Genomic DNA, 23,929 nt, shown 5'->3' with positions numbered 1-23,929 from the left:
CAACTGCTCACGCCACCGCTCGGGCCTCCATGAACAGATCGACGGGCATCGTCCGGTCCAACTTCCATACGATCTGCATCGGTCGCGTCCCAGTCGCGTGCTGGAACTGAGCCGTGCCGAGGCAGGTGTAGGGCTCAGTTCCGATGTCGCCGGTTTTCGCACGCCGCACGAAGAGGACGACGCTCGTGCCGCGCGACGAGTGGTTGATGTATCGCTGCCCGGTAGGGCTGTCCGCGTTGGTCGTGCTCTGCGACTCCCAGTGGAATAGCTCCTGGTTGATGGCAAAGTCGCGGTACATCGTCGTGGGGGAGTAGTCGGCCTCTGACTTCTTAAGCGTCACCAGGAGGGCGTCCACGCCGAGCGTGGGAAGCCACTTCACCCCCTCGCGAATAGATCCCGGAGTCCCCTTGTCGAGAGTGCCGAGGCCGAAACCCGCGAGAAGTTCCTCTCGGGAATATCGCGCATGGGAGCGCAGCGGCGAGCGAGCTGCGGATCCGCTGAGCGGCTCTGGTAGAACCCGGGATGCCTGCTCCTGGTAGACCAGGAGATCAAGCATCTCTGCGACAACCTGGGGGTATGCGCGGATAGTCTCGAGCCCCACCCGGACTCCCTGCTCGCCCGCTGGCCAGAAGGAGAACACGAGCATGGCCGCATAAAGGTCTGTCTCGGCGTCGGTCGGAAGCGATGGTGTCGTCAGCAAGCGACGGTAGGCGCGAATCCGCTCGGGATCGTCCACATGCGTAAGGGTGCCGACTCGGCGCAGGAGAGCGTCGGCCTGGTCCGAAAACCCCTCGTCGGTGGAGGCGGGGAACGCCCAGTCGACGAGTGTGGACCACGACGCCGACCGTTTCTCCCCGGCAAGGCTGCGAGTGCCAGGCGCGTACACATCGGCGAGCGATCGCTCGGCCGCATGCAAGTAGGACCCCAGGGCGTAGCCCCCAGGTGCAACTTCCTCCGACTTGTGTTGGCGCACGTCAGCAACCAGGTCCCGGGTCGACAGCTTGAGCTGCTTCTTCACGTTCGAGAGCACGATGTCTTGTGCGACGCGGTCGAAGACGATCTGCGTCCCGGGAGGGAGGAACGGGAAGCCGTCACGGATACTGCGCTCAAGCTTGTTGCGTGAGAGTCCAGTGAGAGCTCGGTACTTCAAGTCGAAGCGGAAGTTCTCGTTTTGCAGGCCCACGAAGTCGAGGACCGTGAGCACAGCCTTGTTCTCCGCTCGACGCAGGCCGCGCCCGAGCTGCTGCAGGAAGATCGTGGCTGATTGCGTCGGCCGCAGCATGAGAACGGTGTCGATTAGCGGAATGTCGAGGCCCTCGTTGAAGAGGTCGACCGCGAAGAGGCACACGATCTCGCCGCTGCGAAGCTTCGCCAGTCCGTCCCGACGCTCGTCCGACCCGGAAGCCCCGGTGAGGGCCAGCGAGGGGAGACCGGCACGGGTGAAGACATCGGCCATGTAGTGCGCGTGGTCGACGCTGACGCAGAAGCCCAGGGCCTTCATCTGACGGGGGTCGGTGACCTTGTCTCGCACAGCAGAGAGGATTTTGCCCGCTCGCGCATCATTCCCGGTGTACACCGAGTTCAACTGGTCGATGTTGTACGAGCCGCGAGAGAAGCGGACCTCGCGGAGATCCACGTCGTCGGCGATCCCGAAGTAGTGGAACGGGACGAGGAGATCGGCGCTGAGGGCGTCCCAGAGGCGCAGCTCGCTTGCCACGCGACCGTCGAAGAACGCTTGCGCCACGTCGACCCCGTCGGCCCGCTCGGGCGTCGCGGTGAGACCGAGCAGTTCCCGCGGCGTGAAGTAGTCGAGGACCTTGCGGTACGTCGCGGCCTCGGCGTGGTGGAACTCGTCCATGACGATGATGTCGAAGTGGTCGCGTGCCCACCGCTCCAGCTCACCGGGCTGCTGCAGCGACTGGATCGAGGCGAAGACGTGTCGACGCCGGAGAGGCTTGTGCCCGCCGACGAAGAGCTCCCCGAACGCGCCATCCTTGAGAACGTCGCGATAGGTCCTCAGAGACTGCTCGAGGATCTCCCTGCGGTGCGCGAGAAAGAGGGTCGTTGGCTGGTCGTCCTCCGACGCCCGCAGGCGCTTGTAGTCCAGCGCCGCCACCACGGTCTTGCCGGTCCCCGTTGCCGCGACCAGCAAGTTGCGATGGCGGTGGTGGACTTCCCGTTCCGCCGAGAGGTCATCGAGCATCTCGATCTGATGCGGGTACGGCCGCACGTCAAGATGGCTGATCGACAGGGCTGTCGAGGCGGTGCGCCCGCTGTTCTTCGCGAGAAGTGCGTCGAGGTACTCGGCGTCGGCGTCCGGGTCATAGGGAGCGAAGGCTGCGTCATCCCAGTACGTCTCGAAGGTGGACTCGAACTTGTCCACCAGGCTCGGCGTCGCCAGATGGGACAGGCGCACGTTCCACTCGAGCCCATCAACCAGAGCAGCGCGGCTCATGTTGGAGCTGCCCACGTAGGCGGTGGTGTACCCGCTGGAGCGATGGAACATCCACGCCTTCGCATGGAGGTGCGTGGATTGGGCGTCGTAGTTGACTCGCACCTCGGCGTTCAGCGAGCGTACGAAGTAATCCAACGCCTTTCGGTCGGTGGCGCCGATATACGTTGTCGTGAGCACACGAATGGGCACACCGCGTTCTGAGGCCTCGCGCAGCGCAGACTCCAGGACTCGAATCCCGCTCCATTGCACGAATGCACACAGCAGATCGATGCGATCAGCGCTCGCCATCTCGAGACGCAGCTCCGACCCGAGTTGGGGGTCCATCCGGGAATTGGTGAAGAGGGCGACGTCGCTGAGAGGCGTCGAGGGACGCGGCATCAGAGGTGCCTCGGGGGCCGTCACCGACGTGAGGAGCCGGGGACCCGGAGACACAGAGGGATCCGGCACTGCGGCGGGGAGTGCAGAGAGCACACGGTTTGCGAGCGCGATGCGCTCTCCACGCGGAGCGATTCTCAGCGCCTGCTCCACGGTCCGTGCGACGTGCTGAGTAAGGATGTGCGCAACATCAGCATCGTCCACGTCATCGGTCGGCGTGAGGAATCCGCGCGCCTCCGTCGACCGTACGGCGTCGGTCAGGCCGGTGGTGAGGAGCAGTTCGTAGAGCCCTGGATCGAGGGCCTGCTCTGCCTCCATTACTCCGCCTCGGAGTTGTGTCGAAGAGAAATCAGCCGCTCGGGCAAGCCCGCGAGCAACGGAACATCTCCCGGCGCCCATTGCAGTGACGACAACTCAGCGAGGGGGACCCACTGCATCGCGTCGTGATCGCTGCTGGCAGAAGGGTCGTCTCCCTCGAACTGTGCGGCGTAGCAGGAGAGCTCGATGCGTGCGGTGCCGACATCGCTCAGGCTCCGGTCGACGAAAGGGCCGACGGTGACGTCGACTCCGAGCTCTTCCCGCAACTCGCGTCGCAGAGCGGCCTCGGGAGACTCGCCCGGCTCCACCTTGCCGCCCGGGAACTCCCACAGGCCACCAGCGCTCCGATCGGCGTTGCGCCGGGCGGCGAACACGGCGCCGTCACGTTCCACGATGGCCCCAACGACGCGGATGACTGGACTTTCCCCCACGGTTGCTCCTTAGCAGTTCACCGACAGTGTTGATCCTACGGACGGCTGCCGACGAGTGCGCTGAGCACTCACGAGATCGGGTTCCTGACGACGGCGGAAGAAGAAGGGGTCACCCTCGGGCTGTGGGCAGGGAGGGCCAGCGTTGACATCGGGCGAGCGTTACCTACGACCCCTTGCTACCCACCCCATCACCGGCGAGAGTGGCCCCACCACCCCGCGCTCACTCGGAGGCCCGACATGCCCCGCACCCCGCAGCCGTCCGTCCTCTCCTACCGCTCCGAAGGCTCGGTCCTCTCGATCTGCTCGAAGAACTCGGTGCTCTCGATCGGTAGCGTCGGCTCGGCGCTGTCGATCGGTTCGATCGGATCATTCGCCTCGGTCCTGTCGATCGGCTCGGCCGTCTCGGCGGTCGCGATCTTGTCGTGGCTGACCGTCGGCGGAGTCATGACGGCCGCGCAGGTCTGCGGGCGCCACGCGGAGCGCTGACGTCGCGGCGAACGCCCAGCTCCCCGCGGACCCCCTAGATCTCGGTGAGCCCCCTCGCCGAGGTCAACGCGTCCTGGTGGGACGCTCGTTGTCCCGACGACATCGGCCTATCGCCCCCACCGCCCCGTACCCTTCCCCCATGCCGCCCGCCACGGAGAACTTCCAGGTCGACCTGCGGGGGATCGTCGAGATCCTGTCGCACAACCTCTACTCGAGCCCGCGCGTGTACGTGCGCGAGCTGATCCAGAACGCGCGGGACGCCGTTGTCGCGCGCAGTGGGAGCGATGAGCACGGAGCTCCGTTGCCGCCGATCGAGCTGGTCGTGGACCCCGCCGAGGGCGCGCTCACCGTGCGGGATCACGGCGTCGGCCTCACCGAGGCGGAGGCGCGCAGCCTGCTGTCCACCATCGGCGCGTCCAGCAAGCGGGAGGAGCTCGCGGCGGCGCGGCGCGAGTTCCTCGGGCAGTTCGGGATCGGCCTGCTGTCCTGCTTCCTCGTCGCCGACGAGATCGAGGTGACCTCCCGCAGCGCCCGCGAGCCGGACGCGCGGACCATGCGCTGGGTGGGCCGCGGCGACGGCACCTTCACCGTGACGCCCGCCCCGGAACCCCTCGCCGAGCCCGGCACCGAGGTGCGCGTGCACGTGCGCGAGGACGAGGTGGAATGGGTCGGCGCCGAGCGCGTCACCCGTCTCGCCGAGGAGTACGCGAGCCTCCTCGCCGTCCCGATCACTGTGGCCGTCGTCGGCGACACCGCCCCACCGACACCCGTCAGCGGGAACACCGCCCCCTGGGACCTGTCCGAGCCCGCCGCCGCCGACTGGTGCATGGACGCTTTCGGCTTCACCCCGCTCGCGAGCATCCCGCTGGACGTGCCGATGCTCGGCGTCCGCGGCGTCGCCTTCGTGACCCCTCAGGCAACGCCCGGGCGGGGACGCGCCGGGGACCGCGTGTTCTCCCACGGCATGTCCGTCGCCTCGGACAACACCCAGCTGGTCCCCGAGTGGGTCACCTTCGCCCGCGTCGCGCTCGAGGCGGGATCCCTCGGGCTCACCGCCTCCCGCGAGTCGCTGCACGAGTCCGGCTCCCTCACCACCGCCCGCGAGGGGATCGGCCGCCAGATCCGCGCGGGCATCGAGCAGCTCGCCGCCGGGGACCCCCCGGTCTTCACGCGGTTCGTCGACGTGCACGGGCAGAGCCTCATCGCCCTGGCCGTCGCGCACGCGGAGATGCTCGAGTTCGTCGCCCGCCACCTCACCTGGGAGACCAGCGCCGGCCTGCTGCGCCTGGTGGAGATGCCCTCCCGCATCACCTTCACCACCGACGACCGCGAGTTCTCCACCTATGCGCCGCTGGTGCAGGCGCAGGGCGGGCTGCTCGTCAACGGCGCCTATACGCACGGCGGGGCGATGCTCGAGGCGTACGGCGCATCGCAGACCCGCCTGACGGCGCGCGAGTTCGAGCTGTCGCGGCTGCTGGAGGACCTGCCTGAGCCCCGCGACGAGGACGCGGGCCTCGCCGAGCGGATCGGCGATGCCGCGCGGGCCGTGCTCGACCCGCTCGGCGTCGCCGTCGACGTGCGGGCCTTCCGCCCGGCGACCCAGCTGGTGCTCCATGTGCCGGGCCGAGCCGCCGGCTTCGTGTTCGAGGAGGCCGACGACGACCCGTGGGCCGACCTGCTCGGCGGCGGAGCCCCCGTCGGCCCCGCACCCCCCGTCGACCCCCGGCCGGCGCTCGTGCTGAACCTCCGAGGCGAGGCGGTGCGCGCCCTCGGCGGCCGGCTCGCCCCGTCGGCCCGGGACGAGGCGATCCGCGCCCTGCACCTGCTGAGCCTGCTCCAGGCCGGCATCCGCCTGCACGCGGAGGAGCAGGCGGGCCTGGCCGTCGCCCTGGAGACGCTGCTGCTGGCGGCGGCGCGCCCCGAGGACCGCACCACTGAAGACCGCACCACCGAGAACGACACCACCGACGAACGGGGACGAGCATGATCCGGTACGACCAGGTCGCAGGACTCACCGGCGAGCAGGCCCAGCGCGTGCGCGCGCTGATCGACCGCAGCAGCGAGCTCTGGGACATGCCCGATGACCTCGGCACGGTCCGCGCCTGGGAGGAGCAGATCGCGGCCTGCGAGGCGGAGGGCGTGCCCCACCTCGCGGCCAGCGGACGCTTCGGCCAGTACTCGATCTACAGCCAGGGCGGCAAACCGTTGGAGGCCCTCGACGCCTATGCGCGACTGATGCAGATCGTCGGCCGCTACGGCGACCACATCCACCCCGAGAACCTGAAGCGGTTCCTCGGCTCGGTCGCCGACCTGGTGGTCACGGTGGGGGAGGACCCGTCGGTCCCGCGCGACCAGCTCGAGCGCGTCGTCGATCTCGTGGAGAGGCCGACGATCGCGCACGGCTTCGACCTCTCGAACGTGACCCTCGCGCGGGCCCTCCTCGCCGCCGGGTTCGGGGAGCCGGAGCGCGCCCTGGCCCTGCTGGACCAGTGGCAGGGCATCGGCAGCCCCGAGTGGCCCCCCTTCGACGCCAACACCGTGACCTTCGAGATGATGATCCTCGAAGGCGTCGATCCCGGGCTGGCCGCGGCGACGCTCGCCCGTCGGTTCACGGCGATGGGCGTCCCGCCCGGACCGATCGACGTGGACCGGGACGACCACACCCAGCTCGTGCTGCTGCGCACCACGTTCGGTTCGCTGTCCGCGCGGGCGGGGAGGTGGGACGTCGCCGCCAGGATCGGCGACGAGCTGCTCGATCAGTTCGGCATCGAGCGCCTCATCCGCTCCGCGGAGATCGAGGACCTGCTGCTGGTGGTGGAGCATCGGCCGGAGGAGGCCCGACTCGCCGCCGACTTCGGCCTCGAGAACAGCCGGCTCGACCACGTCAACTGGCAGCTCCAGGCCGCTCTCGCCCGCAGCCGGTCCCTCGAGGAGCCCGACGGCGAGGAGGCGGCACTGCTGCGCGCCCTGGCCACGGAGGCCGCCGCGGCGCACGACGCCCGAGGCGGGACCGACGTCCACACCCGCGAGCTGCAACGCTTCTGGTTCGCCGGCCTGCCGCCCGCTGCGATCGTCGACGGCGTCGGTCCCGGGGCCGACGCCGACCCGCAGGACCGCGCCGAGCGGATCCTGCGCGCGGGGTGGATCTCGCGGCGCACCACACCGGTGACGTTCGATGCCGTCCCCATCTCGCTCACGGACCGCTACGTCGCGCTGCACGAGCAGTCGTCGTCGGTCCTGGGGGCCGGGTCCGCGGAGGAGGCCGAGGCGCTCGTCGCCGCCACAATCACCCGTGCCCGCGAGCTCAGGATGCCGATGGCGGAGTTCACCGCCCACCTCATGCACGCCATCCACGCCTACCAGGCCGGCGACCACGAGGCGATCGTGCAGCGCTACCCGCGGGCGCAGAGCGCCCAGATCCTCGCCCCGGACGGCATCGACCCGTCCCTCGAGAAGGCCGCCGCGGGACTCTTCGTGCCGGTGATCCTCACCGCCCTGGACCTGCCCTCGATCACTCTCGAGCGCATCGCGGAGATCATCTCCACGGAGACGGAGCTGCGCGCCGTGACCGGTATGCCCACCACGCCGCTCGCCGTGGCCGAGCTCGCCCGGGCGGCCCACCTCGGACGGCGCACGGAGATCGGTCCGCGGATCGAGGAGGTCCGCTCCCGCCTCGAGGCCGAGGCGGGCGACGTCGACCCCTTCGACGTGCATCTCGACCTGGCGCGGATCCTCGCGCCGGTGGATCCCGGCACCGTCCCGGGGCTCGTCGAGGGCGTGCTGAACCGGTCCCACGACCCGGCGCAGCAGCGGGCGGCGTACGCCTGGCTGACGTGGTCCGCGCTGAGGGCGGGGAAGTCCGCGGAGGAGTACGTCGCCGCGGTCATCGCGCAGCTCGAGACGGTCGACCGGGACCTCGAGGAGTTCGGGGACCTGCCGCGGTCGGTACTGCTCGAGATCGCCGCCCACGATCCGCGGGCGCGGGGCTGGGTGCTCGAGGCCGCCCTCGCCGCCACGACCCCGGGGGACCCGACCCGCCTCGACACCTTCGCCGGAGCGGCGCGCCTCCTGCTCGACCACGCACCGGAGGACGAGCGCGGTGCGAGGCTGCGTGAGGACGCGCGCCAGATCGCCGCGGCCCTCGACCGCCGGAACGGGAACACGGTGCAGTCCGCGCTGCTGGAGGAGAGGTTCTTCGCCGGGGGGTGAGGGCGGTCGGGGCGGCGGACCGACGGCCGACGGGCTCCGCGTCGCCCCCCGCCCGGCCGACTACCGCCAGGTGTGCTCCGGCGCGTAGCCGAGCACTCTCCGAGCCTTGTCGATCGAGAGCAGGGTGCCGTTGCCGGCGATGTCGCCGTGCACGGGGACATCGGGGAACACCTCGGCGACGAGCTCGCGGTTGTCGCGGGTCATGACGGTGTCGGCCGCGGCGACGATGAAGCGGTCGAAGCCGGTCCCGTCGTGGTCCAGGGAGCGGCGCACGGCCTGGGCGGCGTCGCGGCCGTCCACGTAGCCCCACAGGTTCCACTTGCGCGCCGTGGCGTCGGCGTCGAAGGCGGGGAAGCGCTCGTAGTCCGCCTCGTCCATGACGTTCGAGAAGCGCAGCGCGATGACCTTCAGGTCCGGATGCCAGCGGCACAGCTGGATCGCGAGCTGCTCCTCGAGGTGCTTGGACAGCGAGTAGTGGGACTCGGGCCGGGCCTCGTACTCCTCGTCCACCGGGATGTACGGCGGCGGGGTGTCGAAGGGCAGGCCCAGCACCGTCTCGCTCGAGGCGGTGACCACGTTGCGGATCCCCGCCTTCAGCGCGGCGTTCAGCACGTTGTACGTGCTGACCATGTTGTTCTGGAAGGTCGCCGAGTTCGGGGCGAGACCCGGCGCGGGGATCGCGCTGAGATGCACGAGCGCGTCGAATCCCTGCGGTGCCTGCTCGTCGATGCCGGTGAGGGCGTCGAGCACCTGACCCGCGTCCCGGAGGTCGATCTGCACGAACCCGGAGCCGCGTTCACCGGCCCGGTCGAGGTTCACCACCTGGTGCCCGTGCTCGCGCAGGTCGCGCACCACCGAACGTCCCAGCTTGCCGGATCCACCGGTCACCGCGATTCTCATGCGCACATCCTGCACCGTGGGCCGCCGGGCGGCCACCGGCGACCGTCGAGAGCGGCCGGCGCCGGCCCTCAGATCGTGATCTCGCGCCCGTCCTCCGTGCGCAGCACGAGCTCGAAACGGCTGCCCTGGCCCTCGCGGATCTCGGCGAGGGCGTCGCCGAGGCCGAGCGCGGCGGTGGCCTCGCGCAGCGGCTCGGGGTTGACCTCGATCCGGGCGAAGGAGACCAGCTCGAGGGTGGGGAGGTCGCCGAGCCCGGGCTGGTCCGCGGTGCCCCAGTCGATGAGGAACGGCAGGCCGTAATTGATGGGCGGCGGGGCCTGGGTGAGGCGCCACTGCAGGGTGTCGCCGGAGGGGGTGGTGCGGGAGAGAGACTGCGGGTCGCCGAGCTCCACGCCGCCGGCCCGTGCTGCCGCGACGACGCCGTCGAGGTCGCCGGGATGCGCGGCGTAGGTGATGAGCGTCGGCTTCCGCAGCCGGTGGATGTTGAACAGCTTCGGCAGCGCCTCGCCCTCCCGCTCCGGGTCCGGACCGACCAGCTCGAGGTAGTGGGGCCGGCGCTCGCCGCCGACGGTGAGGGCGACCAGCGCGTTCGCGGTGCCGACGGGGTGGCTCCCGCCCGGTGCGGCGGTCACGCCGGTGAGATCGCGGAACCAGCCGACGAGCTCCTCGAGGGACGGGCCGGCGATGACGATGTGGTCCAGCAGCGGGGGAACGTTCATGGCCCCGACGATAGCCCGCGCGGTGGTGCCGGATCGCTCCCCCCCCCCCCACGTGCACGTGTCCACGACCGCGAGTCGTGACCCATTACGTGTGAGCCCTCCGTGATGCAATGTCTGCTCACGGGGCGGAGACTCGCGCGGACCCGAGAGGGATCTCGGGGCCGCGAGATATCCCCGCGCCGACCGATCCGCGGGGGAACGAGGGGAGGGTGCGCGTGTTCCATCGTCGGCTGCTCGATGCGCTCGACGCCGCCTCCCCGCTGCTGTTCTTCGAGGCGGTGCCCGGCAGCGGGCGCTCGACCGTGCTGCACCAGTGGGAGAGCCAGGCCGTCTCGGAGTCCGGCGAGATCCGGCTGCTCTTCGACGCCCGCCAGATCCCTCTGCACCGGCCCGATCGGCTGCAACTGCTGGTGACCGGGCTCCGGCACAAACTCGGGGAGGGCGCCGGGGAGCTCTCCCTGGACGAGGAGCATCTCCGCGACGGAACCTCCCGGATCCTGCGCGATCTCGGTCGGCCCGTCTCGATCGGCATCCTCCAGGCCGATCATCTTCCCGTCGACGTCTTCTACGCCGCGCTCGCACTTCTCCCCGCCGGTGTTCGGCTGCTCATGGTCGGTGTGGACATGTCTCCGCTCGTCCGCCGGGCCGAGCAGCTCGGCCACTACTTCACGGTGCTCGACGAGGGCGATGCCCAGCTCACCCTCGAGGAGACCCGCGCCCTCGTCGCCGAGCGCGGTGTCGAACTGTCCGAGCAGGCCGCCACCGCCCTCCGGCGGGCCACCCACGGCCACCCCGGCATGATCCTCGCCAGCCTCGATGCTCTGCCCGTCGACGCCGCCGCGGGCCTGATCACCCGTGACCGAGCCCTCGCCGCCTACCTCATGACCGGTGCCGGCACATGGGGGCCGGCTCCCTTCGCCCTCTTCCTCGGCCTCGTCGTGCAGACCCCTCGGATCACCACCCGCGAGGCGGAGGCGCTCACCGACCCCGCCACCGCCGACCGATACCTCGAGCGGATGGTCGCCCTCGGTCTCGGCACCCGCGTGTGGCACGACGGACTGCAGGTGCGGGTCTTCCGCTGGGACGAGTCGATCCGCCAGATGCTGCTGCACTCGGCGCTCAGCCGCTCCACCCCGACCCTCGAGCTCGACCATCGCCTGGTCGAGGCGGCGCGCCGCACCGGCGACGAGGAGCTGCTCATCACGGCCCTGGTCTCCCGCGGGAAGCTCGCCGAAGCGGAGGAACTGCTGGCGGAGGAGATCTGGTACCTGCTGCCGAACTCGCAGTCCCCGCTGTGGGCTCCTCTGCAGCGGATCAGCCCGCTCTCCCTCGAGGAGCATGCGTCGCTGCTGCTGGCCCGGTTGCGGCTCAGCCCGCACCGCGCGGAGTCCCCGGTCTCCCTGCGCGCCGCGCTGCGCGCCCTGCGCACCCATCTCGAGGCGTCCGAGCCGGACGCCCCGTGGGAGCGCCTGGGGCACCTCGCCCACGCGTTCGCGCTCGCCCTCTACGCGGGCGAGCGCGAGGGGATGATCGAGGTGTTCACCCGTCTGCGGCATCTGCTCGAGGACCTCGCCGGCACGGAGGCCGCCGAGGCCGCCCGTCCCCGGGATGTCTGCGTGTTGCTGCTCGTGGTGGACACGGCCTTCCGCAGCGGCAATGCGATCTCTGCCGCGGAGATCGCGCGGTTCGTGGTCCAGGTGATCGAGACTGATCCGGCGCGGCTCGACCCGCAGGGGGTCCGCACGGAGTCGGCGCTGCGCGTGATCCTCCACGACCATCGCGCCCGCGGACTCGAGGACGGCCTGGACCCCGAGCCCCTGCTCGCCGGGTCCCAGCGCCTGCACCGCGACATCGACGTGCTGGTCGCCGCGATGTGCTTCATGTGGGAGGCGATGGACGAGGGCGACTTCGAGGCGGCCGACGGATACCTCGAGGCCGCCTCGGAGCGGCTTCCCGATCCCGAGGGACTGCCGCTCCTGCAGCTCATGCGCGCGCACATCGCCGTCTACCGGCACGCCGCGTCGAAGCTCGAGACCTGTGCGAAGGCCTACGAGCGCGCCACGCTCTCCGTCCCTGCGCACGTCGCGCAGTCGGCGCACAGCCAGATGCAGCGGATCACCGATTTCCTGGCCCGTCACGTGGGGCGGCCCCTGCCGAGTCCCGGCTTCCTGCCCGCCGCTCCCGTGCCCGGCCGGCTGTTCTACCCGCGCACCGAGTTCACGGTCCTGCTCATGGAGGCCCTCTACGCGCTGCGCGAGGGGAGGCTGCCCAGCGTGCGGGTCGCCCTCGGGAAGGCCGCCGCTCTCGCCCCGCGTCGCGACCTGGGCCTCTATGTGCTCGGCCATGCCACCGGGGCGGAGATCACCGAGCTGATGCGCCTCGCCCAGGAGGTACCCGGGGGCGACACCCTGCACCTCGAGCGGGCCATGCGCTTCGCGGGGAACTTCGCGCGCCGCCCCTTCGACCTGTCGGAGCGCGAGCGGGAGGTGCTCGAGCTGCTGCGCCAGGGTGCGACCAATCCCGAGATGGCCGAGGCCATGTTCGTCTCGGTGAACACCGTGAAGTCCCACCGGCTCACCCTGATGCGGAAGCTCGGCGCCTCCAACCGGGACGAGGCGCTCGCCGCCGCCGATCACTGGCGGCTCTGAGCCCGACGCGTCGGCCGCAACGGCTCGGCCCGCCCGGCGCGACCGCCCTACTGACCCGCCCAGGCGGGCGGGAGCAGCGTCGTGCGCGGCTCCGCCCCTGGCTCGCGCAGCAGCCGGACCAGCTCCCGCACCGCGAGCGCGCTCACGTCGGCCTGGCGCGGGGTGAGCCGGGGCAGCGTGGCGACCGGGCCGCCCACCCCCTCCAGCGGCTGGTCGGCGAAGGAGATCACCACGCGGTCCTCGCGGCCCAGCCGCCCCGCGAGGGCCAGGGCGAACAGCAGCTCCTGTTCCTGCGACAGCCCGAACAGGGCGGTCCGGCCCCCGGCCGCGTCGAACGACGCGTCGAGGGCGACCACCTCCTCCGGGGAGCCCGGGGCGATCACCACCTCGAGCTCGTCCGGCGCCGCGGCGCGCAGCCCCCGCAGGAAGCGGGAGACCTCATTGCGACGGCTCTTCGCGTCCAGGTGCCCGAAGAGCAGCAGCCGCGCACAGCCTGCCGCGAGCGCGCCCTCGACCACCATCGTCCCGAGCAGCTCGAAGTCCAGGTCGACCACGGACGCCCCCGGCACCGCATCCGGCTTGCCGAGCGACACGCAGGCCAGCCCCGAGGCCGCGACCGCATCCAGCCGGTCGTCCTGCCGTGACACCTCCATGAGGATCAGCCCGTCGCACAGGCCGGTGCCTGCGACCCGCCGCACCCCGGCGGCGCCCTCGTCGGCCGTCACCACCAGCACGTCCAGGTCGAAGCGGCGGGCCTCCTGCGAGATCGCGACCAGGAACGGCATCGGCCCGACGGGACGGGGCGCGCTCGCCGGGACCATCAGGCCGATCACCCCGGAGCGGCGCGAGCGCAGCGTGCGTGCCCCGGAGTTCGGGTGGTAGCCGAGCTCCTCGATCGCCGCCTCGATGCGCCGCCGCGTCTCCTCGGAGATCGGCCGCGCCCCCGTGAGGGCGTAGCTCACGGTGGACTGCGAGACACCGGCCAGCCGCGCCACGTCCTGGCTCGTCGGCGCCGACCGCTTCACCACCGCAGCTCCCCGCTCCCCGAGGAGGCCCCGGTTCGTCCGCTCACCCAGCCCTCAGGCCGCTCGCGCCATCCTCCCATCGCGAGAGCGCCGCGCGGACGGCCTCCGGGCCGGGCATCTCGCGGGCCTGCGCGAGCGCCTGGTCGAGCACCTCGGCGAGCTGGACCGTGCGGTCCTCGTCGGACGAGCGGACCGCCGCCTCGACGATCGCCTGCGTCCACACGTTCCCGTGCACCTCCCCGGCGGGCACCGGCCCGCCGCGCAGCGCGGCGCAGAAGTCGGCGAGCGAGCCCGCGAGCTCCCAGCGCTCCGCGGCCGACGGCGCCGTGCCCTCGGCCACCGCGCCCTCCGCGGCGACGGAGCGCGGGACGTTCTCGCCGTCCCAGGTCACGGTGCCGCCCGCGCAGCTGATCCGCCAGTCGCCGTTCCAGCTGGTCTCCTGGCCGGGCGAGCACCAGGAGCCGGTGAAGGCGTGCACCGCGCCCGAGTCGTAGGTGACGTGCACGGTCGCCGCCGCATCTCCCGCGTACCAGCTCCAAGAGGGGTTGTGGGAGATCGCGCGGACCGCGACGGGGCTGCCCTCGATCAGCACCCGCGCCGCGTCGAAGGCGTGGATGGCCATGTCCACGATCAGCGGGTGGTGCATCTCGTCGCGGAACCCGCCGAAGTGCGGCGCCTTGAAGAAGCTGGTCGCGACGATGCCCGAGCCGCCGAGGGCGTCGGCCAGGCGCCGCGCCTCGTGCAGGTGCGGGTTGTAGCGGCGGGACTGGGAGACCATGAACAGCTTCCCGCTCGCCTCGGCGTGCCCGGCGAGCGACACCGCCTCGGCGAGGGTCGCCGCGCACGGCTTCTCGCCGAGCACGTGCAGGCCGGCCTGCAGGGCCGCGGCGGTCACCGAGTGGTGCGCCTCCGGCACGGTCACGTCGATGACCGCCTCCGCGCCGGTCGCGAGCGCGATCTCGGTCCCGTCTGTGCCGACGGCGATCCGCTCGCGCGCCGACGGGTCCTCGATCACGTCCTGCACGGCGCGTCCGGCCGCACCGGGCACGACGTCGGCGACGCCGACGAGCCGGGCCGCGTCGGAGTCGAGCACCGTGCGGATCCAGGCGCGGCCCATGCCGCCCGCGCCGACCACGACGACACGGACGCGAGAGTCAGAAGGGTCGGTGGGGCCGGAGCGGTCGGAGGGAGAGCGCGCCTCGGTCATGCGGTCTTCCCCGCGGCCTCGGCATCGCCCACGCCCTGGCCGCCCTCGCCGGAGAGGAACCAGTCGGTGGGATAGCGGTCCAGGAACGGGACCTCCCGCACGGGGCTCACGGGCCGTGCCCACGAGACGCCGTTGGCGATCACGCGGCGCACGTCGGTGTGGTGGTACACGGGGTAGTCCTGGTCGCCGGGGGAGAAGTAGAAGATCTTGCCCTTGCCGCGGCGGAAGGTGCAGCCCGAGCGGAACACCTCGCCGCCGCTGAAGGACGAGACGAAGATCAGCTCGTCCGGGGTGGGGATGTCGAAGTGCTCGCCGTACATCTCCTGCTCGGGGATGACGATCGGATGCGGCACGCCCTCGGCGATCGGGTGGGTGGGGTCCACGGTCCACACCAGCTCGCGGTCGGACTCGTTGCGCCAGCGCAGGGTGCAGGTGGTGCCCATGAGCTTCACGAAGATCTTGCTCCAGTGCCCGGAGTGCAGCACCACCAGGCCCATCCCGGAGAGGACGTGGCGCTGGACGCGGTCCACGACCTCGTCGGACACCTCGCCGTGCGCCATGTGCCCCCACCAGGTGAGCACGTCGGTCTCGGCGAGGACTTCCTCGCTGAGCCCGTGCTCGGGATCGTCCAGCAGCGCGAAGCGGGTGGTGACGGAGTCGCCGAGGTTCTCGAGGATCCCGTCGCGGATCGCGGCGTGCATGCCCTCGGGGTAGTGGCCGCGCACTCGCTCGTCGCGCTGCTCATGACGGTTCTCGCCCCAGACGGTTACCCGCAGGGGGTTGGTAGCGGGGGACGGGTGGACTGTGGTCACAGGGGCCTCTTCCTCGAGGAACAGATGGCGGCGGTCGGCCGATGGAGGGTGCGTCGATTCGAATCGACGCGACATCGAGGATGATGCTTCCATGCCCGCGCGGAGCGGCGCAAGGGGGGTGCGGGGGAAGCGCGCGGGGTAGGTGTGGCCGCGCAGAGGGTGCGGGGTGGCGTGCCCCGCGCCTCAGAACCAGTCCGTAAAGCGGTCGAAGGTGCCGAAGCTCGAGACCATCGGCCACACGCGGCTGAGGAAGAACACGCTGACTGCCACGACCGCCAGCGAGATCCCGATCCCCTTGAGCGCGCGGACGGGGGAGAGGGCGCGGCCGTTCTGCGGCGCGATGAACCGCTCGGGGCGGTCCCGGTCGTAGAGGACGTCGACGGTCATGCCGCTGCGGTCGACGGTGTGATGCTCGGCGACCCAGGGGTTCGCGCGCACGGTCCGGCCGCGATCCGAGGTGAACTCGATCGTCTCGATCATGTAGGTGACGCTGGAGCTGTCGCCGCGGCCGCTGTCATGGGACTGCGAGGAGATCACGCGCCCCTGGGCCTTCTGGCCGGTGGCGGCGAGACGTCGACCCCGCAGCAGTTCGATCGCGGCGGTGAGCAGCCTCCACAGGGCGCCCAGCAGCATCATGCCGGGGATGACCAGGAACATCAGCGGGACGAGCTGAACTGCGGACATGAGCCCTCCTCAGCCCAGCGCGCCGAGGACCCAGTTGAGCCCCCAGATCACGAAGATCGCGCAGACCTTCCGGAACACGGAGACCACGCGCCCCTCGACCTGGGTGCCGCTCTCGGCGAGCCGCTGCGAGGTTTTCAGGTTGCGGAACGCCGGGATGCCGAAGCGCGCGGCGGCCGCGATCGGCGCGAGCCCGACGAGGCCGGTCAACAGTTCGAACTCTCCCACGGAGCCACCCCTCAGTACATGTTGGTCGACCGCGTCGGCGCCCCCTCGGCACCGGTCGACCAGCACAGAGGTTACCTGGTTGAGGGGGAGGCCAGGGAGACAGCGGGTCAGGAGGCCAGTGAGTCAGGGGGCAGGGGCCACGGCGCCGGCCGGCACCGGTCAGCGACGGCTGCGGCGGTTCAGGTGCAGTCCCAGCAGCACCGCGGCGACCTGCAGCAGACCGACCCCCGCGGCGACGACCGCGAGGGTCCCGGCCGCCAGCAGCACCCCGAGGCCCGGCCGGGGCAGCCGGTCCGCCTCGAGCGGCTGCGGCTGATCGGTGAGGTCTGTGGGCTCGCCGAGCCGGTCGGTGAGGGCGCCGCGGAGATCGTCGGGGGCGTTCCGTGGCAGCGCGCACCAGGTCGTCGAGTAGGAGCCGTCGCCGCCGTACCCCCACAGCAGCAGCCGCGTGCCCTTCTCGAGGCGGCCCAGCCCGCAGGCCGTGGACTGCGAGTGGGTGCTGAGCCGGATCGTGCGCGACTCCTCGCCCTTCCACACCGTGTCGACCACCGCGTAGTAGGTGACCTGCCCGGCATCGTCCGAGATCTTGTGCTCGACGGTGACGTCCGCGATGAGGTCCGCCGCCTCGATCGCCCCGTCCAGGTCGTAGCTTGTGCAGCTGCAGGCCTGGGCCGAGGGCGCCGCGACCAGAGAGACCAGCAGCAGCCAGGACAGCATGACGAGCAACGTCCCGCTGCGGCGCACCCCCGTGATCCCCATGTACCGAGGATAGGGAGGGCGGCCGACACCCGCCACCCCTGGAGCACCCGTCGGCCCCGGATCTCCCGCGCCCCATGACCTCTCGGACTCCCGGACCGCCCGTCGGGGCCGGAGCGGGCGCTGGTAGCGTCGGCGCTCGTGCCAGATCTCGCCGCCCTGATCCCCGCGCTCGGCCCCGCCACCTGGGCGCTGGTGTGCGCCGGGGCGCTCGTGGTGGGCCTGTCCAAGACGGCGATGCCCGGCGGTGGCACCATCGCGGTGGGACTGTTCGCGCTGGCCCTGCCGGCGAAGGAGTCCACCGCCGCCCTCCTGCTGCTGCTCATGGTGGGGGACGCGACCGCGCTCTGGGTCTACCGGCGCGAGCCCGACGTGCGCACCCTCGTGCGCCTCATCCCCAGCGTCCTGATCGGCGTGGTGCTGGGGACGATCTTCTTCGCGATCGTCGGCGGGGACACCGTCCGCACCACCATCGGCCTGATCCTGCTGGCCCTCATCGCCGTGACCGTCTGGCGACGCCGGGCGGCCCGCCGGAAGGAGCTGCGCGCCCCGTCGGCCGACACCGGGACAGCCGACGCTGCGTCGGCCGATCCGAAACCCGCGGCCTCGGCGCTCGCCCGCGCCGGCTACGGCGTGCTCGGCGGCTTCACCACCATGGTCGCCAATGCGGGCGGGCCGGTCATGTCGATGTACTTCTACGCCATGCGCATGCCGGTGCTGACCTTCCTCGGCACCTCCGCGTGGTTCTTCGCCGTGGTCAACGTGATCAAGCTGCCGTTCTCCGCCGGGCTCGGCCTGATCACCCGCGACACGCTCGTCATGGACCTGATGCTGGTGCCGCTGGTGCTGCTCGGCGCGTTCATCGGCGCCCGGGTCGCGCGGCGCATCCCGCAGGGGATCTTCGAGAAGGCCGTCCTCGTGCTCACGGTCGTCTCGGCGCTCGCTCTGCTCGTGCTGTGACCTCGCCCGCCCAGCGGCCGAGCCCCCCGATGATCTCCAGCAGCTCCGGCGGCTCGATCACCTCGAGCTCCTCCCCGAGCAGGGCGAGATGCAGTGCGGTCCAGCGCAGGTCGTCGTCGCCGGCGCGCAGGATGCAGGCGTCCGGACCGTCGGGCTCGAGGGTGACCGCGCGGGCCGAGACCTGCGGGGCGACCCGCTCGTACGGGGCGAGGATCCGCACGGTCACCGACCGCTCGTAGCCGCGCACCGCGATCGACTCCCGCACGTTCTGCTCGATGTCGCCGGCGTCCCGCGGCATGAAGGAGAAGGTGCTCGCAGCGACCTCGTGCATCCGGTCCAGGCGGAAGGTGCGCCAGTCCTCCCGCTCGAGGTCGAAGGCGTAGAGGTACCACCGACCCTCCATCGACAGCACCCGATACGGCTCCAGGCGGCGCTCGGAGCGCTCGCCGTCGGCCCGCTCGTAGTCCACCCGCACCCGCACCCGATCCCGCACGGCCGACGCGAGCGTCACCAGCACCTCCGAGCTGGCGGCCGGTGCCGCGTTCGTGATCACGTCCATCGCGTCCGACACCGCCTGCACCTCGGCGCGGATCTCCGGGGGCAGGATCCGGTCCAGCGCCGCGAGGGCGCGCAGGGCCTCCTCGTCCAGTCCGCTGATCCCCGAGACGGCCGTGAGCCGGAGCCCCACCGCGACCGCGAGCGCCTCCTGCGCCCCGAGCAGCAGCGGCGGCAGCTCACGGCCGGCGCCCAGCTGGTAACCGCCGCCGTGCCCCGCGGAGGTCAGCACCGGGTAGCCCATCTGCCGCAGTCGGTCCACGTCGCGGCGGACCGTCCGCACGGTCACGTCCAGGCGGTCCGCCAGCTCCGGACCCGTCCAGACGCTGCGGGACTGCAGCAGCGCGAGCAGCCGCAGCGCCCTCGTGGTCACATCGCTCATGCCGCCAGTGTGCGCCCCCGGGCGGACAGATTCCGTCCGCATGCCCCCACAGCGATGCGCGATGACGCACCATGTGGGCATGTCCTTCGACGTCGTGCCCCTCGAGCTCCTCGCCGTGACCCTGATCGCCGTGATGACCGCCCTTCCCGTCTCGGTGCCGCTCGCCGCCGGGGCGACGGCCGGTCCGCAGGAGCGGTGGAACGCCGCGGGACTCGCCCTCGGCGGCGGGCTGCTGGTCGGCGTGCTCGGCGCGATCGTGCTGCTCCTCGCCGGTGAGCTCGCCCTGGCCTCGCTCCTGGCCCGCCTCGCGCAGGTCCCCGGTTTGCTGCTCCTGCTCGCCGCGGCGGTCCTCTCGCTGCTGCGGGTCCCGCAGCCGACGCTCCCGCGGGTGCTCGGACTGATCGGCTGCCTGCTCGTCGGGCTCGGCGAGCCGCTCCAGGTGCTGCCGGCGCTCGGCGGGATCTCTAACTCGGCGCTGGTGCTGATCGTCGGCGTCGTCGCCGAAGCCGTGGCCGTGGTGGTGATCGTGGGGCTGCTGGTCGCCGTCGCCTCCCGGGCCGAGTCGTTCGTGGGCGGTCTCGCCGTGGGCGGCGCCGTCGGAGCGCTGGTGCTGCTGATCGCGCTGCTGCTGCCGCACGGGATCGGGGTGATCGTCCAGGTCGTGCTGATCCTCCTCGGCATCGTCGCGGGCGTCGTGCTCTCGGCGATCCGCTCCCGCGCCGCGTAGCCTGCGGGCATGGAGATCACCGGAGCCCTCACCGCCGACGGCACGGACCTGGTCCTGGTCCGTCACGTCCCCGCCGCCCGCGCCGAGGTCTGGCGCCATCTCACCGAGTCCGAGCGCCTCGCCGCCTGGTTCGGGACGTACACCGGCGATCCCGCGAGCGGGACGGTCCAGGTGACCATGACCGCCGAGCCGGGCGACGACGTCGCCTCCGAGTACACGATCCACGCCTGCACCCCGCAGGAGCTGCTCACGGTCAGCTCCGCCGCCGGCGAGGGGACGTGGCGGCTGTCGCTCGAACTGGCCGACGCGGCCGACGGGGCCGACAATGCCGACGGGGCCGGGCCGGACGCTGCGGCGCGCTCGGCGGGCGGCGGCACGCGCGTGGCCCTGCGCCACCACGACGTCCCCCGCGAGATGGTCGAGAGCATCGGCCCCGGCTGGGAGTGGTACCTGGACCGCCTTACCGGCGCGGTCACCGGCGACGACGTGCCCGGGATTGACGTCTGGGACGCGCAGTACATGAGCCTCGCGCCGGCGTACGCGGAGCTGGCGGCGGGGGGAGCGAAGCGGGGACTGAGCGAGGACTGAGCGGGGCGTGGAGTGAGCAGCGCGTGGACCAGTCAGGGCGGATCTGAGCAGCGCGGGACGCGCGCCGTTCTTCGCGGACACATCTTGTCCGCCCGGCACGGGAACCTGGGAGCTGTCAGCGCGACTCCTCGCGACAGATCCCCGGAAGGATCCCGTCATGCCGTTCCTCACCCGCAACGTCACCACCGAGGCCGATGGCCTCGCCGCCTTCAGCCGTCAGCAGGTCCAGCAGATCATCACGACTCTGCACGCGCTGGATCCGCAGCAGCTGCGTGCGACTCCGAGCGCCTCGGAGCTGAGCGTCGGCGCGATCGCGAACCACGTGATCGCGGTGGTCGACGGCAACGCCCACGAGATCGAGCGGGCCACGGCCCGTGCGGCTTCTGCCGCGGTCGGGGACGAGGCGGTCATCCTCGGGTCCGGTGAGGTGCCGGAGGATCTCAGCGATCCCTCGCTGACCGTCCCCGACGGGGCGAGCGCCGTCTCGCTGAGCGACGCGCTCGAGCAGGCCGGGGCGCGCCTCGAGGCGGCCCTGCGCGCCGCCGACCTCGATGCCCCCGTGCCGACGCCCGACGCGCCCTGGTACACCGGCGCCGAGGACTGGAATGTGCGCTGGCTCGCGCTGCACACGATCGAGGAGGTCGCCCGCCACGCCGGGCAGGCCGACGTGATCCGCGAGAGCATCGACGGCAAGGGCGCCTACGAGCTGAACGCCCTGACCGACGGCGAGACCTGGCCGCCCGCCGGCTGGTGAGCCCGCCGGCCGGCGAACCGACTGCCCCCCCTCCCCGGACCGAAGGAGCCCTGATGACCTCCGAGACCACCGCCCCCGAGACCCCCGCCGAGCGCGGACCGCGCGGCCTCGACGGCGACCTGCCCACCGTCCTCATCGACCAGATCGAGTTCCATGTGCGGGCGATGCTGCGGCCGCGCCTCGAAGGGCTCACCGACGAGGAGTACCTCTATGACCCGACCGGGACGGGCGGGGCCTGGACGGTCCATCCGCGCGTGCCCGCGGGGCAGGAGCCGCCCACGTCGATCCAGGGCGGAGGAGGCGCGATGGCCATCGACGTCGAGCATCCCGAACCGAGCCCCGCGCCGTTCACCACCATCGCCTGGCGACTCGGCCACGTGATCGTCGGCGTCCTCGCCGTCCGCAGCGCCTCCCATCACGGCGGTCCCCCCGCGGACTACATGACCTGGGACTACGCCGCCACGGCCGATGAGGCCCTCGCCCAGTTCGACGCCGAGTACGAGCGCTGGATCACCGGTGTGCGCCGCTGGGACGCGGACGACCTTCAGGTCGCCGTCGGCGAGGCGGAGGGTCCCTTCGCCCAGTACTCCCGCGCGACCCTCGTGGCCCATATCCACCGTGAGCTCATCCACCACCTCGCCGAGATCGCGCTGCTGCGGGACCTGTGGGCGCACCGGGGGTGAGGGCGTCGAGCGGGGCGCAGGCCGCTGCCGCGGAACGGCTCAGGCCTCGTCGCCGACGCTGATCGCCTCCGCCTCCTCGGCGGCGGTGAGATGGTGCTGGTGGCCGACGGCGGCCAAGTGGCGTCGGCCGATCAGCAGCATCGCGATGCTCACCACCAGGGCGCCCGCGGCCAGCAGATAGGGGGCGCCGGCGGTGGTCGCGGCGGCGAGCGGCCCGGCGACGGCCGGGGCGATCGCGCCGCCCAGGAATCGCACGCCCGAGTACGCGGAGCTGGCCACGCCGCGGGGCAGATCGGTCGCCTCCATGACGGTCTCGGTGAGGGCCGTGTTCAGGACGCCGAGCAGCAGCCCGCCGATCACGATCAGGGTGATCATCCCCGGCAGCGAGGTGTGCGCGATCGACAGGACCAGCATCAGCGCGGTGAGCAGGGAGAGTGTCGTCAGCAGGGTCGGGATCAGCCCGAATCGGCGGGTCAGCACCGGGGCGGCGAACACGGAGGTGATCGCGAGAGCCAGGCCCCAGCCGAAGAAAACCCCGCCGATCCCGAGGGCGCCGAACGCCGTACCGCGCGCGGCAGCGGCCGCCTCGAGCGGGAAGGGGGAGTAGGCGAGCAGGGTGAAGAAGGCGACGTTATAGAAGATCGCGGTGAGCGCGAGGGTGCGCAGCGCCGGGTTCCCGAGGGCGCGGAGCGCCGCGAGCGGCGAGACGTGCGCGGGCCTGGGCTCGCGCCGCAGCAGCACGGCGATCGCGAGGAAGCCGATGCCCATCAGCACCGCGGTGCCCGCGAAGGGGGCGCGCCAGGAGACCGAGCCGAGCAGTCCGCCCAGCAGCGGCCCGAGGGCCATCCCGATCCCGAGCGCGGTCTCGTAAAGGATGATCGCGCCGCCGCTCGGTCCCGCGGTCGCGCCCACGATCGCGGCGAGCGCGGTGGAGATGAACAGGGCGTTGCCGAGGCCCCAGCCGGCGCGCAGGCCGATGATCTCGCCGACGGAGCCGGAGGCCGCTGCGAGCGCCGCGAAGACCACCACGAGGGCCAACCCGATCAGCAGGGTGCGCTTGGTGCCGAGCAGGGAGGCGAGCCAGCTGGTGAAGAACATGGCGATCGCGGTGACGACGAGATAGCTGGTGAACAGCAGCATCGCCTGGGACGGCGAGGCGTCCAGCTGCACGCTGATCGCGGGGAGGATCGGGTCGACCAGGCCGATGCCCATGAAGGACACGGTCGCGGCGAAGGCGATGGCCCAGACGGCCCGCGGCTGGTGGAAGGCGTCCCGGAGCGTGGGGGCGGCGGGGTTCGGGGCGGTGGAGGTCGTGGGGGAGGAGGTGCCGCGCGCGGCGGCCGGGGCGGTGGTCATACGGGGAGTCCTTCGGAGGGTGCGCGGGGGCGGTCGGGACAGGGCCGGGGCGGGCATCGTCAGCGGTCGTGCGTCTCCACCAGGTCGGCGAGGATCCGCGCCGCGCGGTCGAGGGCGGCGAGGTCCTCCTCGGGCAGCGGCTCGAGCAGCCCGCCGACGCCGGCGGCGAGCTGGTCGCGCCACTGCGCGAGCTGCTCGGCGCCCTGCGCGGTGATGCCGATCAGCGAGGAGCGGGAGTCCTCCGGGTCCGCATCGCGCCGCACCAGCCCCTCCTGCTCGAGCCGCTTGATGACCGTGGTCGCGGTGGGGCGCGAGACCCGCTCGCGATCGGCGAGCTCGCTCAGCCGCAGGGGCCCGTGGCGCTGGATCGTGGCGACCACCCGCCAGGACACCGTCCCCACGCCCACCTCGGAGCGGCGCGCGGCGAGGCGCGCGAACTGGCTGCACACGAGGGCGAGGGTCTGCGGGAGCTCGGGATGACGGGCCGAGGGCCGCGCGACCACGTCGCGGGGAGCGGGGGCAGGGGTTCTGGTCACGGCCACCGATAGTAGTTAGGAATGCGAACTATCGCAACAGGGTGTGGCGCCACGGTGTCCCCGTGGCCGACGGGCTGTGCGATGCGGAGGTGCAGATCCGCACTCGACTCTGAGCGGACGACGACGGGGCCCGACGAG

The 23,929-nt window shown here is 71.8% G+C and carries 22 protein-coding genes; 9 read left to right on the top strand and 13 right to left on the bottom strand.

Features of this window, described 5'->3' with window-relative positions; translation table 11 throughout:
• Positions 1–7: 7 nt before the first annotated feature.
• Positions 8–3,148, bottom strand: a complete 3,141-nt coding sequence (locus ACZCAH_RS06195) for a DEAD/DEAH box helicase (RefSeq protein WP_464340248.1) — start codon at positions 3,146–3,148, stop codon at positions 8–10.
• Positions 3,148–3,579, bottom strand: a complete 432-nt coding sequence (locus tag ACZCAH_RS06190; protein WP_464340247.1) for a (deoxy)nucleoside triphosphate pyrophosphohydrolase — start codon at positions 3,577–3,579, stop codon at positions 3,148–3,150. The genes ACZCAH_RS06195 and ACZCAH_RS06190 overlap by 1 nt, the downstream gene beginning before the upstream one ends.
• Positions 3,580–3,816: 237 nt before the next feature.
• Between ACZCAH_RS06190 and ACZCAH_RS06185 the strand changes: the two genes are divergently transcribed.
• From ACZCAH_RS06185 to ACZCAH_RS06175, 3 genes are all read left to right on the top strand, one after another.
• Positions 3,817–4,065 carry a hypothetical protein gene (locus tag ACZCAH_RS06185; RefSeq protein ID WP_464340246.1) on the top strand — a complete coding sequence of 83 codons (249 nt, stop codon included), beginning with the start codon at positions 3,817–3,819 and terminating at the stop codon, positions 4,063–4,065.
• Positions 4,066–4,204: 139 nt separating this feature from the next.
• Positions 4,205–6,052, top strand: a complete 1,848-nt coding sequence (locus ACZCAH_RS06180) for an HSP90 family protein (RefSeq protein ID WP_464340245.1) — start codon at positions 4,205–4,207, stop codon at positions 6,050–6,052.
• A complete protein-coding gene (locus ACZCAH_RS06175; RefSeq protein WP_464340244.1) occupies positions 6,049–8,274 on the top strand; it encodes a hypothetical protein in 2,226 nt (741 codons plus the stop codon). Before ACZCAH_RS06180 ends, ACZCAH_RS06175 begins: the two co-directional genes overlap by 4 nt.
• Positions 8,275–8,334: 60 nt before the next feature.
• Here ACZCAH_RS06175 and ACZCAH_RS06170 read toward each other — a convergent pair whose 3' ends face one another.
• On the bottom strand, positions 8,335–9,174 hold the full coding sequence (locus ACZCAH_RS06170; RefSeq protein WP_464340243.1) for an NAD-dependent epimerase/dehydratase family protein: 840 nt from the start codon (positions 9,172–9,174) through the stop codon (positions 8,335–8,337).
• Between the two features lie 68 nt (positions 9,175–9,242).
• Positions 9,243–9,893 (bottom strand): VOC family protein, encoded by a 651-nt coding sequence (locus tag ACZCAH_RS06165; protein WP_464340242.1) that lies wholly within the window; start codon positions 9,891–9,893, stop codon positions 9,243–9,245.
• A 209-nt stretch (positions 9,894–10,102) separates the two neighbouring features.
• Here ACZCAH_RS06165 and ACZCAH_RS06160 point away from each other — a divergent pair, with 209 nt between their 5' ends.
• Positions 10,103–12,541, top strand: coding sequence for a helix-turn-helix transcriptional regulator (locus tag ACZCAH_RS06160; RefSeq protein ID WP_464340241.1), 2,439 nt, complete (start codon positions 10,103–10,105; stop codon positions 12,539–12,541).
• A 47-nt stretch (positions 12,542–12,588) separates the two neighbouring features.
• Here ACZCAH_RS06160 and ACZCAH_RS06155 read toward each other — a convergent pair whose 3' ends face one another.
• The 6 genes from ACZCAH_RS06155 to ACZCAH_RS06130 all read right to left on the bottom strand — a co-directional run bounded on the left by ACZCAH_RS06155 (position 12,589) and on the right by ACZCAH_RS06130 (position 17,253).
• The gene (locus tag ACZCAH_RS06155) at positions 12,589–13,569 is read right to left on the bottom strand and encodes a LacI family DNA-binding transcriptional regulator (RefSeq protein ID WP_464340240.1); all 981 of its coding nucleotides are present in this window, start codon (positions 13,567–13,569) and stop codon (positions 12,589–12,591) included.
• Between the two features lie 40 nt (positions 13,570–13,609).
• Positions 13,610–14,773: a Gfo/Idh/MocA family protein gene (locus ACZCAH_RS06150; protein ID WP_464340239.1), complete on the bottom strand. Its 1,164-nt coding sequence runs from the start codon at positions 14,771–14,773 to the stop codon at positions 13,610–13,612.
• Positions 14,770–15,585: a ThuA domain-containing protein gene (locus tag ACZCAH_RS06145; protein ID WP_464340238.1), complete on the bottom strand. Its 816-nt coding sequence runs from the start codon at positions 15,583–15,585 to the stop codon at positions 14,770–14,772. The genes ACZCAH_RS06150 and ACZCAH_RS06145 overlap by 4 nt, the downstream gene beginning before the upstream one ends.
• Positions 15,586–15,768: 183 nt before the next feature.
• Positions 15,769–16,269 (bottom strand): DUF3592 domain-containing protein, encoded by a 501-nt coding sequence (locus ACZCAH_RS06140; RefSeq protein ID WP_464340237.1) that lies wholly within the window; start codon positions 16,267–16,269, stop codon positions 15,769–15,771.
• Positions 16,270–16,278: 9 nt separating this feature from the next.
• Positions 16,279–16,494: a hypothetical protein gene (locus ACZCAH_RS06135; RefSeq protein ID WP_464340236.1), complete on the bottom strand. Its 216-nt coding sequence runs from the start codon at positions 16,492–16,494 to the stop codon at positions 16,279–16,281.
• 159 nt (positions 16,495–16,653) lie between these two features.
• Complete coding sequence (locus ACZCAH_RS06130) at positions 16,654–17,253, bottom strand: hypothetical protein (protein WP_464340235.1); 600 nt, start codon at positions 17,251–17,253, stop codon at positions 16,654–16,656.
• Positions 17,254–17,391: 138 nt separating this feature from the next.
• Between ACZCAH_RS06130 and ACZCAH_RS06125 the strand changes: the two genes are divergently transcribed.
• A complete protein-coding gene (locus ACZCAH_RS06125) occupies positions 17,392–18,210 on the top strand; it encodes a sulfite exporter TauE/SafE family protein (RefSeq protein WP_464340234.1) in 819 nt (272 codons plus the stop codon).
• Here the strand turns inward: ACZCAH_RS06125 and ACZCAH_RS06120 are convergent.
• Positions 18,173–19,147 carry a helix-turn-helix transcriptional regulator gene (locus ACZCAH_RS06120; RefSeq protein WP_464340233.1) on the bottom strand — a complete coding sequence of 325 codons (975 nt, stop codon included), beginning with the start codon at positions 19,145–19,147 and terminating at the stop codon, positions 18,173–18,175. The genes ACZCAH_RS06125 and ACZCAH_RS06120 overlap by 38 nt on opposite strands.
• Before the next feature lie 79 nt (positions 19,148–19,226).
• Here ACZCAH_RS06120 and ACZCAH_RS06115 point away from each other — a divergent pair, with 79 nt between their 5' ends.
• The 4 genes from ACZCAH_RS06115 to ACZCAH_RS06100 all read left to right on the top strand — a co-directional run bounded on the left by ACZCAH_RS06115 (position 19,227) and on the right by ACZCAH_RS06100 (position 21,899).
• On the top strand, positions 19,227–19,874 hold the full coding sequence (locus ACZCAH_RS06115; protein WP_464340232.1) for a hypothetical protein: 648 nt from the start codon (positions 19,227–19,229) through the stop codon (positions 19,872–19,874).
• A gap of 9 nt (positions 19,875–19,883) precedes the next feature.
• Entirely contained in the window at positions 19,884–20,462 is a 579-nt protein-coding gene (locus ACZCAH_RS06110) for an SRPBCC domain-containing protein (protein WP_464340231.1), read from the top strand.
• Between the two features lie 157 nt (positions 20,463–20,619).
• The gene (locus tag ACZCAH_RS06105) at positions 20,620–21,216 is read left to right on the top strand and encodes a mycothiol transferase (protein ID WP_464340230.1); all 597 of its coding nucleotides are present in this window, start codon (positions 20,620–20,622) and stop codon (positions 21,214–21,216) included.
• A gap of 53 nt (positions 21,217–21,269) precedes the next feature.
• On the top strand, positions 21,270–21,899 hold the full coding sequence (locus tag ACZCAH_RS06100; RefSeq protein ID WP_464340229.1) for a DinB family protein: 630 nt from the start codon (positions 21,270–21,272) through the stop codon (positions 21,897–21,899).
• Between the two features lie 39 nt (positions 21,900–21,938).
• Here the strand turns inward: ACZCAH_RS06100 and ACZCAH_RS06095 are convergent, their stop codons facing one another.
• Both ACZCAH_RS06095 and ACZCAH_RS06090 read right to left on the bottom strand, forming a co-directional pair.
• Positions 21,939–23,255 carry an MFS transporter gene (locus tag ACZCAH_RS06095; protein WP_464340228.1) on the bottom strand — a complete coding sequence of 439 codons (1,317 nt, stop codon included), beginning with the start codon at positions 23,253–23,255 and terminating at the stop codon, positions 21,939–21,941.
• A 59-nt stretch (positions 23,256–23,314) separates the two neighbouring features.
• Positions 23,315–23,791 (bottom strand): MarR family winged helix-turn-helix transcriptional regulator, encoded by a 477-nt coding sequence (locus tag ACZCAH_RS06090; protein ID WP_464340227.1) that lies wholly within the window; start codon positions 23,789–23,791, stop codon positions 23,315–23,317.
• Positions 23,792–23,929 lie beyond the last annotated feature (138 nt).

The organism is Brachybacterium sp. B718/18 (assembly GCF_055454375.1).
This window is presented reverse-complemented; position numbering and strand designations above follow the sequence as displayed.